This is a genomic window from Nitrobacter hamburgensis X14, from assembly GCF_000013885.1.
Lineage (GTDB): Bacteria > Pseudomonadota > Alphaproteobacteria > Rhizobiales > Xanthobacteraceae > Nitrobacter > Nitrobacter hamburgensis.
Genome location: NC_007964.1, coordinates 3,041,286 through 3,055,608 on the forward strand (window position 1 = coordinate 3,041,286; position 14,323 = coordinate 3,055,608).

Below are 14,323 nucleotides of genomic sequence, written 5' to 3' on the forward strand. Positions count from 1 at the left end.
CGGCTGGGTTTGAGTCGGAGATATCGCGATGCTTCCGAAGGAGCGGCGAGACAGCGGACAGAATGATTTGTTCAAGTCGCACCTCGACCAGATCGTCGACATGAACCACGCGTTGGCGAAGCTGGCGCGCCAGATCGACTGGGGATTTCTCGAGGGCAAATTCGGGGCGGTCTACGCCGATGTTCCCGGCCGGCCGCCGCTGCCGACGCGGCTGATGGCGGGGTTGGCGATCCTCAAGCACACGTTCAATCTGTCGGACGAGGCGCTGTGCGAACGCTGGGTCGAAAACCCCTATTATCAATTGTTTTGTGGCGAGGCGTTCTTTCGTCACGACGTTCCCTTCGACCGCTCCTCGATGACGCGCTGGCGTCAGCGCATGGGCGAAGACAAGATCGTCGCGCTCATTCAGGAGAGCCTGAATGTCGCCACGCGCGTTGGCGCGGCCAAGCCGTCGGACTTCACCAGCATCATCGTCGATACGACGGTGCAGCCGAAGGCGGTGGCGTTCCCGACCGATGCCAAACTCATGCATCGCGCCCGCGAGAAGCTGGCGCGGTTGGCCAAAAAGCACGGCGTCGTCCTGCGGCAATCCTACGAGCGTGTTGGCAAGCACGCGTTGATCGCGCATCAGCGCTACGCTCACGCGAAACAGTTCAGGCGCGCCAACCGGGCGCTGAAGACATTGCGCACGTATCTCGGCCGCGTGATGCGCGACATCAGGCGCAAGATCGCCGGCGATCCGGACAGGCAGGCGGCTTTCGCGCAACTGTTGTCGCTGGCCCACGCGGTGCGTCATCAACAACAAAGGCAGCGCGGCAAGAAAATCTATTCCCTGCACGCGCCGGAGATCGAATGCATCGCCAAGGGCAAATCGCACAAGCCCTATGAGTTCGGCGTGAAAGTCTCCATCGCCACGACGCTCAACCATTCCAGGGGCGGCCAGTTCATTGCGCACGCGAAGGCGCTTCCGGGAAATCCCTACGACGGCCACACGCTGGAAGGCATCATCCCCGATGTCGAGCATCAAATCGGCGCGACCATCAATCGGCTCGTCGCCGACAAGGGCTATAGGGGCCACAATGCTCCGCCAGAATACAAGTTCAGGATTTACATCTCGGGCCAGAAACGCGGCGTCACCGACCCGATCAAGCGTGACCTGCGACGACGTTCGGCGATCGAGCCTGTGATCGGTCACGCAAAATCAGACCACCGCATGGACCGCAATTATCTCAAGGGCTCCGAAGGCGACGCCATCAACGCCGTGCTCGCCGCCGCCGGGTACAACTTCCGCCGATTGCTCGCCTGGCTGAGGCTGCTTTTGCGCGCATGGTTAGTGTCGATCATGCGGCCACATGCCAACCATCAATCATTCTCGGTCTCATGAAATCTCGTTCTTCACGGACGACTAGCTAACCGAGCCGCCCGGTTTGGCTTTCCTTGATTGTCATCTTCTCCGCGATCGTATTACGCTGCCTGGGCGCAGCCACAATCGTGGCATCGACGATCTGACCGCTCATCGCCAGGAAGCCTTCCGAGCGCAGCGCTTCATCGAACGGCCGGAACAAGGCGTCAATGGCCTCGGCCTTCTTCAGCATCTCGCGGAACGTCCAGATCGTATTGGCGTCGGGAACGCTGTCAGCCAATCCTAGGCCGAGGAAGCGCATGAACGACAGTCGATCCTTGATCAGGAACTCGGTGCGCTCGTCCGACAGCGCGCGCATCGCCTGAAGAATGAGCACCTTGAACATCAGAACGTGATCAAAGGCCGGTCTGCCGCCCTTCGACCGATCCGCGCGCGGCACGGCCGCCTCAAGCGCGGGGCGAAACATGTCAAAATCGACGAGCGCCTTTACGCGCTCCAGATCGTCGCCCTTGGCCGACAGTTCCGCCAGCCGATCGTCAAAATCGAAGAAACCCGGCGACCGATCGACCATGCCCGCGCTCCGCTTGCGACATGATCGAATGAATCAGCCAATCGCCAATTTGCCCAGCGGTTTTTAGAGGTCTCCAGATGAGCGATTACAAGGGGACTGCGTTGATGATCGATGCGCTCGACGCGCACATAATCCGCTGATCGCCAGCCTGGAGCCGCACGCCAAGTGTTAATAAACGTCTCGTGTTCATCGAGGCCTATCAGTAATGCCCCTTGTGCACTCCGGAGGTGACTCCTGCTTCACCTCGACGGCTGGAGGAAGGTTGAGCGAGGGCTTGCTGCCATCGATACCATCGGGAAGACTCTCCGCCAAGCGCGCCAGACAAAGGTCCTCGAAGTCGTTGCGGCTGTCCTTCAGTTCGTCCTTCAAGACGGTCAGCCATAACAACGGCGTCGCCCGGCCGTGGTTGGAAGCGAGATTCAACGCCAGCGTCGTCTGATCGTCCGCGTCAAAATCCGTCCAGTCCATGGCGACGACAATCGCCTTTCGCTGTCCGACGATCTGGGTCACCCAAGCGGCGAACATGTCCCACACGACAATGCCCTGATTGCTCAACAGCCGGTCAACCTGCTTGATGGCGTGCTTGCCAAGCAGACCGCGCGTGGGCCAGCGAGTGGCCGATGATCGACACTGCGAGCGATGCACTCGTCATGACGCCGAGCGCACCATTGGCCAAGGACGCCACGCGCTTGGCATGGAGGTCATCGGCGAAGATTCCAGTGAGAAAGTCGTGAACAAAATCAATGCGCTTGATCGGACGGCTCATGGTGGTGGCTCGTAAGGATGCGATTCGCGGCCCATCTGAGTCCGCCAAAATGAGAGGAGTCATGAGACCACGCATGGGAGAACCCCTTTTGGAGTTATTGCCTGGCATGAAAGGTCGTGTTACGTTTAACGGTTAGTCGATCCACGCCACTTCGGACTTTAATACCACAATACGTGCCCGCGCGATCTGCTCAGCGAAATGTGCTATCTTTCACGTCTGAGATTTCGATTTTAATTCGCGCGAATGATACGTTCAACGCCGACATCGCATTCGCGCCGCTGTCTGATAGACCGCCAGTGATGACGGGAAAGCAACGCACCACAAGCCTGCGCCATCATCGTCGCCACAATCTCCGACTAGTTGCTATCGGGGTTCAGCAGGCGCCCCACTCACGGTCATTACCGAGGCCTTATCGATGATTCAAACGTCGCTGCGCGAACTTTTCTCCAACATCCGAAAATCCTCCGACAAATGGGAGCTCTATCTTGACGTCTATGAGGGCCTATTCGCTCCTTTCCGCGGACGGCCCATTTCAATTCTCGAGATCGGAATCCAGAATGGCGGGTTCACTGAGGTGCTTGCCGCTTATTTCCCGAATGCGGTGAAGATCGTTGGATGCGACATCGACGAGAAATGCGGTTCTCTGGTGGCCTCGGATCCGCGCATTTCGGTGGTGATCGGCGATGCGATTGACGCTGGCACGGCTGGCCGCATCAAGGAAATATCTGACAGCTTCGATATCGTGATCGATGATGGCTCACATAGATCGAAAGATATCATTGCTGCGTTCTGTCGCTATTTTCCGCTCCTGCGGGAGGACGGCGTCTTCATCGCCGAGGACCTGCACTGCAGCTACTGGCACGAATACGAGGGAGGGCTCGCGCATCAGTTTTCGTCCATAAGCTTCTTCAAGCTCCTCAGCGACGTCGTCAACTACGAACATTGGGGCCTCTCTTACCCTCGGACGCGCCTACTGTCGGATATGTTTCAGCATCATAGCTGCGAGATCAGTGATGACGTACTCGAGACGATCTTTTCCGTGACGTTCTGCAATTCGATGAGCATAGTACGGAAGAAGGCCGCATCTGCTGTCCTCCTTGGAGAGCGTGTCATAGGCGGAACCGAGTTCGCTGTGGCGGACAATGCGCCCCACAATCATAGCCATGCGGCGCGCAACGACCAGCGGGGCAATCCGTTCTCCGATCTCGATCTTATTACTAACAAGCATGTCTTTGGCCTTTTTGTCGCTCTCTTGAACGCAAACTCCAAACTTTCCGTCGATCACGCGAGACTGGCCGAGCAATTGCAGGCCGTGAGTTTCGGTATCGCAGAATCGCAACAGAATCAGCAGAGCTGGATTGTCGAGCCTCTCGCAAGCTTGAGCTCCAATCTTGAAACCGCACAGGGGAACAATCACAAGGAGATAGTTGAAAGGCTCGCGCTCCTAACTTCAGACGTGGAAACAATAAAGCAGAAGAATACCTTCTTTGATTGGCTTCGAGTTAAGATCGGCAGCGGTAGCTGAGATGTCTATGATCCATATCCCGGTCCAAATCCTGTCAAACGCCTCGGAATTCGAACGCTACATTCATGATTGCGCGTTGTCGCTGCGGCATCAGGATGGTGTTGGCGACAAATACCAGATGACCGTCAACGTGGCGGTCTATGAGCCGGTCTCCGCAGGAACGGCCGATAGACTAAAGGCTCTGGCAATAGAGGGATTCGCAGTGAATCTGATTGAACTTTATCGTACCTGTGGATATGGCGAGAAGCAGAATCTGATTTGGAACAACTATACGAAGAAACTGGCAGTTCCATTCGAAGCGTTCATAACGATGAACCCCGACATGGTATTGATGCCGGACGTCGTCGACAAACTCCATACGACATTCACTACGAGCCGCAGCCGTGCCAATATCGTTGAAGCTCGGCAATTTCCGATTGAGAATCCGCCGCGGGCTTTCGACGCTGCGACTTTGGAGGTAAATTGGTGTAGCGGCGCGTGCATTCTTCTTTCGGCCGCCTTCTTCGAGCGCTGCAAAGGTTTCGACGAAGCGATCTATCTCTATTGCGAGGACGTCGATTTGAGCTGGCGCGCTTGGCTCGACGGCGGGCAATGCCTTTACCGTTACGATGCCGTCGTCGCACACATGACACATGGTCTATTCGAGGCACGCTATAACACACATTCCGTCCCAACCCACGAGAGCTGCATGGCGCTAAGCCATCTCATTCTCACATGGAAATATTTCTCAGCTGACGAAGCACTGTTAGCTTCAAAAATGAAGCTTTTCTGGGATAATCAAGGGTTTGCCCGCCACACCAAGGAAGCGGCATTCGCGGACTTCGAGACAATCAAGCCTCGTATCCAGCGCTACACCACAGCGCATCCGCGAATTGAACTCCTTGATCTCGGTCTTTATTCTGGCATGCGTCCCAATCTGATCTGAGAACCAAACATGAAGCTCGCACTCGACGGCTACGCACTCCGCTTCCCGCGCACCGGAATCGTCAACTACAATTTCGCGGTAGCGCGCGGGTATCGGGAGCGCCTAGCACATGACGATTTCCGGATCCTCGTGGGGGATCGCAACGTTACAGCCGAGGAGATCAGAGCTTTTCTGGAAGCCGGCGACATCGTTCCGATCTTTGAGGGGCACAACGAAACACTGATCGAGAAAATTCGGCGCAAGTTTTCCGGGAATTCGTTTCGCAACTATATGCCGGGTCTTGGATCCGCAATCAGAACCGCAACACGCGGTTTCGACGTCTATCACTGCACGGATTGGTTCTTTGAGCCGTCGCCGCGCGCCAAGCTTAACGTGATTACTTGTTTCGATTTTACCACAACACTATTCCCTCAGTTTCACGAAAACCTCAATATTACCAAAGAACGCATGAAGCTCGATCGGCTTAACGATTATGACTTCGTGTTCTGTATCTCAGAAGCAACCCGCGACGACCTGCTTCGGTTGACGTCGATTGATCCCGCGAGAGTCATAGTAAACTATATTGATGCCGACCCCATCTTTGGTCAGAGAAACTACGCACCACGAGAAGCAATTACCTCAAAATACAATATTCCGGACGAACGCCGCTATGTTCTGTCCGTCTCGACGATTGAGCCACGGAAAAACTTCCGTCAGGTTCTCGATGCCTTTGGACGATTCATAAAAAACAACCCTGACAGCCCTCACGTGCTTGTTTGCACCGGGATGTGGGGCTGGAAGAACGATGAATTGAATCAATATCTTGCCCAATGTGACTTTTCAGATCGAGTTATATTTACCGGATTCATCGAATTATCTGACCTTCCGTCACTTTACCATCACGCAGATTGCTTTCTTTATCTCTCGCTTTACGAAGGATTTGGCCTTCCCATTCTGGAATCGATGAAGTCCGGCTGCCCGGTGATCTGCTCGAACACCTCATCGATGCCAGAGGTCATCGGTGAAGCCGGAATTCTAGTGTCGCCGTCAGACACTGAGTGTACCGCCGCAGCTATCGCGATGGCGACAGAAGACCGGCGTAGGGCAGATAAGATGCGCGCCGATGGCGCAGCGCGAAGCTCGCTCTTTTCATGGGAACGGCACCTTGATTGTTTAATGCAAGTCTATAAGCAGGCCCTGTAGCGGTTTAGCGAGTGAAAATGGCGACAGCGCTGAAAATTGGCTTTGTAACGGAACGATTGCTGCTTGGCTTCGGCGTCGATTTGGTTGTCCATCAGTATGCCTCATTTCTGGCCGGTCGCGGATATGACGTCAAAGTCTATTGCCTGAGGCACGACACGTCAGTCGAACGACCTTACAAAGTCGTTGATCTCTCGAAGCCTGAGGTTCTGACACCCGCAAATTCGATGTCTCGCTATATCTTGAATTTCGCGACTTTCTTCAACAGCCAGAATATCGATGTCTGGATTGTCAACACTTCGCCTTTCTATGACGTCATGCCATTACTCCTTCAGCCTGCAATCGCGATCGAGTACGGTGCCCCACCATCTCGATTCTTTAGCCCTGAGATCGGTCGGAACCTCGATGCATCGGTCGCATACCGCTTTCAACATGTTTTCACGCGACTTCGCGCTCAAGACCAAATCTTGTGTATATCCCGCAGCATCCAGAATTGGCTACCTAACTGCGTTCACCCATCTTCCGAAATTCACTATCTCGGCTGCGATCACTACGCTCGCCCCACGACCGAACAGGTGTTGGAATTCCGCAGGAGCCTGAAGTTCGATGATGGCGTGATAGTCCTGTGGGTAGGTCGAGTGCAGATTGAGAACGACGAGCAACCATACAAGGGGTTTGTCGATTTCGTGGAACTCGCGGAACGAGCGATTAAGGCGGAGCGCAGCCTTTGCTTCGTCGTGGTGGGCCGGGGCGGTGAAGCGGAAGAGCACTTCCTGCGCATCCGAGGCATTATCCCGCGTCTCAATTTGCCGGATAACCAGATGGGAGCGGCCTTCGCCAGTAGCGATCTGTTCGTGAGCACCTCGCTGTGGGAAGGCTTCAACCTTCCGCTACTCGAAGCACAGTGGCAGGGAACGCCGGTGCTCGCATATCGGCACGGCCCGCACCCGGAGGTCGTTTGCGACGGCGTGACCGGGATTCTAGTCGATAATCGAAAGGATATGTTCGAGGCGCTACTGACGCTGGCACGCGATGCCAACAAGCGGGAAAGCCTCGCCTCGAAGACCCGCGCCTTCGCGGCAGACTTTTCTTGGGGGAAAAGTGCGAGGGGGCTGGAAGAAGCCATCCTGCGCGCTGCATCGGTGGCGGCAAGGTGCAAGGCCAACCGTTCCGCAATCGATTCCAGCCGCGTTCGAAAGCGGCTTTTCGTGCTCCAGGATACTTATGCCCGCTTCGGACTTCGCTTTCTCGTCAAACGGATCGTGCTGTTTGTTCGCACCTGCCTTGTGCGCGCGCTCAAGCGCGGAGGCAAGAAATGACCTCAACAACTTCATTTGACGATTTCGTTCTCGCCGCCCTTGTCCGCGGCGACAGTCAGATGACAACCGCAACGCAGGAATCCCTTGACCGTTGGCAAATTTCCAAGTGGATGCTTCTTGATATTGTCACCAACCATAATAGCCAACTCGATTATTTTACCTTCCTCGAGCAAATTAAAGCTCGCCATCCGGGCAAGCACCTCGTTGTTATGCACGGCGACATCTATTTTTCCGAAGATTTCCTGCATCGCCTTTTGGAGCAGATCGCCTTGATCGAAGGCGCCGGCGTCGCATGGGGAGTGCTGGGTCCTGCCGGCGTCACTTATCCCTATTTCAAGATCGTGCGAAATATGGTGGACTACCATGGGATTCTTTATCCTTTCGCGCAGCCCTTGCCGGCAGTTCATCTTGATGGCCATCTTCTCGTCATCCACAAAGATCTCTGTTTCAACTTCGATCCGAGCTACCGCGGCTTCCACCACTACGATACTTTGCTCTGCATTCGCTCATGGGCGCAGGGCTTGCCGGTTTTCACGATCAACCTTCCTCTTCGCCATCTCGGCAAAGGCAATGTGCCCGAGTGGGAGGAAAGGTCAGCCACCCTCGGACAGGTGCTTGGCGAAATCTATGGCAACAAAACGATCATGACGTCGATGGGGCCGATCGCTCTCAATGCGGAGCCCGGCACGACGCGCGATTTCTACAAGCACGATGTCGAACCGACCCTGTCGCGTCGCTTTGGGCATCGGGCAGCGCCAGATCTTGTTTTCATCCTGCGCATTGACAGCGACGACAAGGCGGCGGCTCGCGAAACACTGCTCAGCGTGTGCGGACAGTTCGAGAAACCCTCGCGTGTACTTGTATTGTGCCCAAATCGCTTACGCGCGACTCTTGAAGAGGTATTGCGCTATTTCGGCAACTTCGTCGACCTCGTCGTTGTCTCGCCCGAGCATGATACCAGCCTCTCCGCCGGAGATGTTCTTATGGGATGCGGCAATTCAATCAGGGGCGCATTGCCGGAGCGAGCCGTTGTCGCATTTTTGAACTGCGGAACGATCCTGTTTCCAAACTACGTCCGCGATATCCGCCGGTTCCACGTCTGGGGCATCGGCGTAAGTAGAGTGATTGCCGCGCTGGACTTCGACTATGCGGTGCGGGAATCGCAAAATGACCGAGGGACGATAAACGGTGACGAGCAGTTGATCCCGAGTTGGAAGACTGAGGCCGCGGATGATTTAGTTTCAGGCGGCGTCATTCCATTAGTCTCCCTCGCCATGCCGGCTGACGTGGTCAGATCTGTGATTGATGACCATCTCTACGGCGCACTCACGGAACGGATTTTCACGCTCAAACTCGTGGCCAGAGCACCGGTTTTTTTCCTCCGGCGCTTAGGTGGGGTGTTACGGCGGACGCCGGAGGAACTCCGGGCGGCGGATAACTTTGACGAGATCGCCGACCAATCGGAATTTCTTCGTACAGCTTATCCCTTCACGCCACTTTGGATGAAGCAGCGTTCGCCCGTAAGCGGAGGAGCGACACCGCATGTGCAATCCTCGCCGGCGATCGCGCACTCCCGTGAGCAATTGCTAGTTCTGAAGCTTTCCCGGTGCCCGAAACTCATCGATGGCATCTTCAAGCTCCACGGGGTAATCAAGCAGTTGCGGAAATGGTCCGCCGAGCGCCCTTCCTCCTGAGGCCACGTTTCAAAGCGAAATTACGATCAAGATAGACAGATGGCTTCCATGAAGGCAGTAATTCTGGCGGGCGGTTTTGGTACGCGTATCAGCGAGGAATCGCACTTGCGGCCAAAGCCGATGATCGAGATCGGTGGCAAGCCGATCCTGTGGCACATTATGAAGATGTATTCCCGCCACGGGATCAATGATTTCGTGATCTGTCTCGGCTACAAGGGCTACGTCATCAAGGAGTATTTCTCGAATTACTTCTTGCACATGTCGGATGTCACATTCCGGATGCAGTCGAACCAGATCGACATCCACCAGCACAGCGTCGAACCGTGGAATGTCACACTCGTCGACACCGGCGAGAAGTCGATGACGGGCGGCCGCCTGAAACGCGTCGCCCCCTATCTCGCTGACGGCACATTCTGCTTCACCTATGGCGACGGGGTTTCCGATATCGACATCACGGCGCTTATTGCACATCATCGTGCAGCCGGCCGCAAGGCCACAGTCACTGCGGTCCAACCTCCGGGCCGCTACGGGGCGCTCGTGATCGATGACGGCGCCGTCAAGCAATTCCAGGAAAAGCCGGCGGGTGACGGGACGTGGATTAATGGCGGCTTCTTTGTGCTGGAGCTGGCCGCCATTGATTATATCGACTCCGATCTCACGGTATGGGAGCAGGAGCCTCTGCGGCGGCTCGCCCACGAAAACCAGCTGTCCGCATACCAACATACCGGCTTCTGGCAGCCCATGGACACTCTGCGCGAAAAGAGCCTGCTCGAAGATCTATGGGGCTCCGGAAAGGCACCGTGGAAAAGCTGGTGAACCATGTTTAGTGGAGCTTATACTGGCCGGAAGGTCTTCGTGACGGGACATACCGGCTTCAAGGGAAGCTGGCTGTGCCTTTGGCTTCGTGCGCTTGGCGCCGAGCCGATCGGCCTCGCCCTAGCCCCGGAGATGCCCAACCACTGGAACCTGCTCGGTATCGACATGCCTTCGCATATCGTCGACATCCGGGATCGACACGCAGTACGCAAGATCATCGCGTCGAGTGGTGCCGAGATAATGTTCCACATGGCGGCGCAACCTCTCGTCCGCCGCTCCTATCGCGAGCCGACCGACACTTGGGACGTGAACGTGACCGGAACGGTCAACGTGCTGGACGCGTGCCGCGCGAGCGAGACCGTGAAGGCCATCGTCTGCGTCACGACGGACAAGTGCTACGAAAACCAGGAATGGATCTGGGGTTATCGCGAGACAGACCGTTTGGGTGGTCACGACCCCTACAGCTCATCCAAGGCAGCAGCCGAGATTGCGGCTGCGAGCTACCGTCAGTCCTTTTTTGCTCAAGCGGGTCGGCTGCTCGCGACCGCACGGGCCGGCAATGTCATCGGCGGCGGCGACTGGTCCGAAGACCGACTGATTCCCGACCTTATTTGCGCAATGACTGCAGGGCAGCAGCTCGAGATTCGCTCGCCCTATGCCACGCGCCCCTGGCAGCATGTGCTCGAGTGTCTCGCCGGCTATCTCATGCTAGGACAGTCGCTGCTCGAAGGCGACGCGGAGGCGGCGAGCGCCTGGAATTTCGGGCCGGATAAAGATGGCAATCGCCCCGTTCTGCAAGTGCTAGAAACAATGAAGTCGCATTGGCCCGCGATCAAATGGTACCAATCGGTCGCGCAGCAGCCTCACGAGGCCAATCTGCTCTATCTCGATAGCAGCAAGGCGCGCGATCTACTGGGTTGGCGTCCGATCCTCTCTTTCGATGAATCCATCGATATGACCATCGCTTGGTATCGCGAATTCATCGGAAGCGGAGTCATACCGTCAGTCCGCCAACTGCAGGATTACTGCGAGAAGGCGGTTGCGCGCGGCGTACCCTGGTCGAGGGACCGCCAATGAAACTTTCGCAGACGCCGATTTCTGGCCTGTTCGTCACCGAAAGTCTCGCGCTCGGTGATGCACGTGGGAAGTTCTCGCGCATCTTCTGCGAGCGCGAACTCGCCGCCGCCGTCGGGGCGCGCACGATCCGTCAAGCGAATGTTTCATCGACTGCAGTGGTGGGCGCGATTCGCGGCATGCATTACCAGCACGCGCCGCGCGCCGAAATGAAGATCGTCCGCTGCATCCAGGGACGGGTATTCGATGTCGCTGTCGATCTGCGGCGGGGCTCTCCAACCTTTCTGCACTGGCATGGTGCCGAGCTGTCCCAGGAAAACGGTATGGCCTTCATCATTCCCGAGGGATGCGCGCACGGCTTCCAGGTGCTCGAGCCCAATTCCAGCCTTCTCTACTTTCATACCGAATTCTACTCACCAGAACATGAGGCCGGCGTGCGTCATGACGATCCGCGCGTGGCCATCGCATGGCCGCTGCCGCCGACCAATCTCTCCGTGCGGGATGCTAGCCATCCCCCTCTCGATGAAAGTTTCCAAGGAGTTTCCCTATGAAGTGCCGCCATTGCGGAAACGAGCTCAAGATCGTCTTCTTGGACCTGGGCCACGCTCCGGCATCGAACGACTATCTGGATGCGTGCCAGCTCACGCAATCGGAAATCTACAACCCGCTGCGCCTGTTCGTCTGCGAGAAGTGCTGGCTCGTCCAGACCGATGACTACAAGAAGGCCGATGACCTTTTTGGCCGCGACTATGCATATTTCTCGTCGACTTCTCAGAGCTGGTTACGCCATGCGCAGGGCTATTGCGACATGATCGAGGACCGACTCGGCCTGACGCCATCGAGCTTCGTCATCGAGGTCGCTTCGAATGACGGCTATCTCCTCAAAAACTTCGTCGCCAAAGGCATCCCGTGCCTGGGTGTCGAGCCGACTGACAGCACCGCCGATGCCGCCGAGAAAGTCGGCGTGCCGGTGCTGCGCAAGTTCTTCGAAGCCGACACGGCACGTGAACTGCAGAGCACAGGGCAATCGGCAGATCTGATCTGCGGCAACAACGTCTACGCTCATGTACCCGACATCAACGACTTCACGGCGGGCCTGGAGATCGCGCTCAAGCCTGGCGGGACCATCACCCTCGAGTTCCCGCACCTGATGCGTCTCATCGAGAGTGTCCAGTTCGATACCGTGTATCACGAGCATTTCTCTTATCTCTCGCTTCAGGCAGTGAAGCGGATCTTCGAGCGCGCCGGCCTGCGCATTTTCGATGTAGACGAGATCCCAACACATGGTGGTAGCCTGCGCGTCTATGGATGCCATACGGACGATCCACGCACGACGTCGTCGCGTGTCGCAGTGCTTTTAACGCAGGAGGAGACATTCGGACTGACGAAGCTCGATACCTACCGCGGCTTCCAAGAAAAGGCAGACATCATCAAGAACGACATCCTGTCATTCCTCCTAGAGCAAAAGCGGAACGGCAAATCGGTGGCTGCTTATGGTGCAGCGGCCAAGGGCAACACACTTATGAACTATGCCGGTCTCAAGACGGACCTCATCGCATTCGTCTGCGATGCGGCCCCGTCGAAGCAGGGCAAGTTCATGCCTGGGAGCCACATTCCGATCCTGCATCCAAACGAACTCGCAAGGCGCAAGCCTGACTGGGTCATCATTCTGCCGTGGAACATCGCTCCTGAGATCGTTGAAGCTCAGGCGGCTGTTCGCGATTGGGGCGCGCGCTTCGTGGTCGCCATCCCGAAACTGACCGTCTTGTCGTGAAAATCGCAGTTTCCGGAGCGACGGGCTTCGTAGGCCGGCACGTCGTTGAACGGCTCCTCGGTGATGGCCACGATATCGTAGCTATCGCCCGCGATTCTGGGAAGGGTGCGGCGATGCCGTGGGCCGATCGCGTAACGTTCGTGCCCTACGACCTATATCGCAATCCAGGCGCGCTCACGGCGCGCATGGAATGCCCGCATGTCTTCGTGCACCTCGCATGGCCAGGACTGCCGAACTATCGCGGTCTATTCAATCTCACCGAGAATCTCGTGGCCGAGATCGCCCTGTTCCGGCACCTTCTCGAATGGGGGGTACCACACCTGGTCGTTGCGGGCACCTGCCTCGAATACGGCCTGCAATTCGGGCCTCTTGCTGAGGACGGTGAGACCCGGCCGACCACACCCTACGGTCTCGCCAAGGACACGCTGCGCAAGACCCTCCAGCTCATGCAGGCGACGCAGCCCTTCACACTGCAGTGGATGCGCCTCTTCTACATGTACGGACCCGGACAATCCGAGCAGAGCCTGCTCTCCCAGCTCGACCGCGCTCTCGCGGAGGCGCGCGAAACCTTCGACATGTCGCAAGGCGACCAGTTGCGGGACTATCTGCCAATAGAGGGGGTCGCCGACCGCTTTGCCCGCGTGATCGGCCAGAAGGCAGTTTCCGGTGTGATCAATTGCTGCAGCGGACATCCAATCTCGGTATTCGATCTCATCCAGCGCCACCTCACCGCCAACTCGAAGACTATCCGCCTGAACAGAGGCGTCTATCCCTATCCCGACTATGAGGCGATGGCCTTCTGGGGTCAGCCAGTTCAACTCCGGAGTTTGGGCTTTCCATAGTACCATGCCGATGGGGTGGACGCCCCTCCGACGGCATCAATGTGCCAAGGTCGTGGTTGTTGAAGACCACGACAACAGGAGGGGTGTCCATGGAGAACGTTAGCATCGTCGGGCTCGATCTGGCCAAGAATGTATTCCAAGCGCATGGAGCGCGGCTGCTCTTCGAGATAGTAAGCGGTTGCTAAATGGGATTTTTCGGAGTTGTTCAAATTGTGGCGTTTTATCGTGCCTCGATGTCTTGAAATGGGATTGCGTATCGTAAACCAAAATCCGCGATGGGTGCCTCGCATTCGTCGTATAACGGCGCATTTCCCGTGGCTGGAAGCAAAACTCCAGGTCTTCGTTCAGGCTCGCAGTCGGCGTGATGACGAGCCAGCCATGAACGACATTCAATGGATGGTTCAGCCGGACCCGGCCGCTTTGCTCGCCTGGCAGACATTGCTCGGTGCTACGCCCAACAAACCTTCTCACTGAA

At 56.7% G+C, this 14,323-nt stretch carries 14 protein-coding genes and 1 pseudogene; 12 read left to right on the forward strand and 3 right to left on the reverse strand.

Translation table 11 applies throughout. The annotated features are described in order from the left end of the window. The first annotated feature begins 28 nt into the window (after positions 1 to 28). Complete coding sequence (locus NHAM_RS14130; RefSeq protein ID WP_011511202.1) at positions 29 to 1,384, forward strand: IS5-like element ISNha6 family transposase; 1,356 nt, start codon at positions 29 to 31, stop codon at positions 1,382 to 1,384. A gap of 52 nt (positions 1,385 to 1,436) precedes the next feature. Here NHAM_RS14130 and NHAM_RS14135 read toward each other — a convergent pair. From NHAM_RS14135 to NHAM_RS14145, 3 genes and pseudogenes are all read right to left on the reverse strand, one after another. Beyond that, positions 1,437 to 1,934 (reverse strand): annotated as a pseudogene (locus NHAM_RS14135) (transposase); the annotation flags it as partial. A gap of 186 nt (positions 1,935 to 2,120) precedes the next feature. Next, complete coding sequence (locus NHAM_RS14140; RefSeq protein ID WP_157043634.1) at positions 2,121 to 2,489, reverse strand: hypothetical protein; 369 nt, start codon at positions 2,487 to 2,489, stop codon at positions 2,121 to 2,123. A gap of 7 nt (positions 2,490 to 2,496) precedes the next feature. Further along, the gene (locus tag NHAM_RS14145; protein WP_041358169.1) at positions 2,497 to 2,700 is read right to left on the reverse strand and encodes a hypothetical protein; all 204 of its coding nucleotides are present in this window, start codon (positions 2,698 to 2,700) and stop codon (positions 2,497 to 2,499) included. A 415-nt stretch (positions 2,701 to 3,115) separates the two neighbouring features. Here NHAM_RS14145 and NHAM_RS24060 point away from each other — a divergent pair, with 415 nt between their 5' ends. The 11 genes from NHAM_RS24060 (at position 3,116) to NHAM_RS26760 (ending at position 14,322) form a co-directional block, all read left to right on the forward strand. After that, a complete protein-coding gene (locus tag NHAM_RS24060) occupies positions 3,116 to 4,225 on the forward strand; it encodes a class I SAM-dependent methyltransferase (protein WP_011511206.1) in 1,110 nt (369 codons plus the stop codon). A gap of 7 nt (positions 4,226 to 4,232) precedes the next feature. Continuing rightward, a complete protein-coding gene (locus NHAM_RS24065; protein WP_157043635.1) occupies positions 4,233 to 5,150 on the forward strand; it encodes a hypothetical protein in 918 nt (305 codons plus the stop codon). Positions 5,151 to 5,159: 9 nt separating this feature from the next. Then, a complete protein-coding gene (locus NHAM_RS24070) occupies positions 5,160 to 6,332 on the forward strand; it encodes a glycosyltransferase family 4 protein (RefSeq protein WP_011511208.1) in 1,173 nt (390 codons plus the stop codon). Positions 6,333 to 6,349: 17 nt separating this feature from the next. Beyond that, entirely contained in the window at positions 6,350 to 7,648 is a 1,299-nt protein-coding gene (locus tag NHAM_RS14165) for a glycosyltransferase family 4 protein (RefSeq protein ID WP_011511209.1), read from the forward strand. Continuing rightward, positions 7,645 to 9,342 carry a hypothetical protein gene (locus tag NHAM_RS14170; RefSeq protein WP_011511210.1) on the forward strand — a complete coding sequence of 566 codons (1,698 nt, stop codon included), beginning with the start codon at positions 7,645 to 7,647 and terminating at the stop codon, positions 9,340 to 9,342. The genes NHAM_RS14165 and NHAM_RS14170 overlap by 4 nt, the downstream gene beginning before the upstream one ends. Positions 9,343 to 9,390: 48 nt before the next feature. Then, positions 9,391 to 10,158, forward strand: a complete 768-nt coding sequence (gene rfbF, locus NHAM_RS14175; protein ID WP_041359023.1) for a glucose-1-phosphate cytidylyltransferase — start codon at positions 9,391 to 9,393, stop codon at positions 10,156 to 10,158. 39 nt (positions 10,159 to 10,197) lie between these two features. After that, positions 10,198 to 11,235, forward strand: a complete 1,038-nt coding sequence (gene rfbG / locus NHAM_RS14180) for a CDP-glucose 4,6-dehydratase (protein ID WP_245269891.1) — start codon at positions 10,198 to 10,200, stop codon at positions 11,233 to 11,235. Then, on the forward strand, positions 11,232 to 11,783 hold the full coding sequence (locus NHAM_RS14185) for a dTDP-4-dehydrorhamnose 3,5-epimerase family protein (RefSeq protein ID WP_011511213.1): 552 nt from the start codon (positions 11,232 to 11,234) through the stop codon (positions 11,781 to 11,783). Before rfbG ends, NHAM_RS14185 begins: the two co-directional genes overlap by 4 nt. Further along, positions 11,780 to 13,006, forward strand: a complete 1,227-nt coding sequence (locus tag NHAM_RS14190; protein WP_011511214.1) for a class I SAM-dependent methyltransferase — start codon at positions 11,780 to 11,782, stop codon at positions 13,004 to 13,006. Before NHAM_RS14185 ends, NHAM_RS14190 begins: the two co-directional genes overlap by 4 nt. Further along, entirely contained in the window at positions 13,003 to 13,848 is an 846-nt protein-coding gene (locus NHAM_RS14195) for an NAD-dependent epimerase/dehydratase family protein (RefSeq protein WP_011511215.1), read from the forward strand. The genes NHAM_RS14190 and NHAM_RS14195 overlap by 4 nt, the downstream gene beginning before the upstream one ends. Before the next feature lie 243 nt (positions 13,849 to 14,091). Further along, positions 14,092 to 14,322 (forward strand): hypothetical protein, encoded by a 231-nt coding sequence (locus NHAM_RS26760; protein WP_157043636.1) that lies wholly within the window; start codon positions 14,092 to 14,094, stop codon positions 14,320 to 14,322. Position 14,323 lies beyond the last annotated feature (1 nt).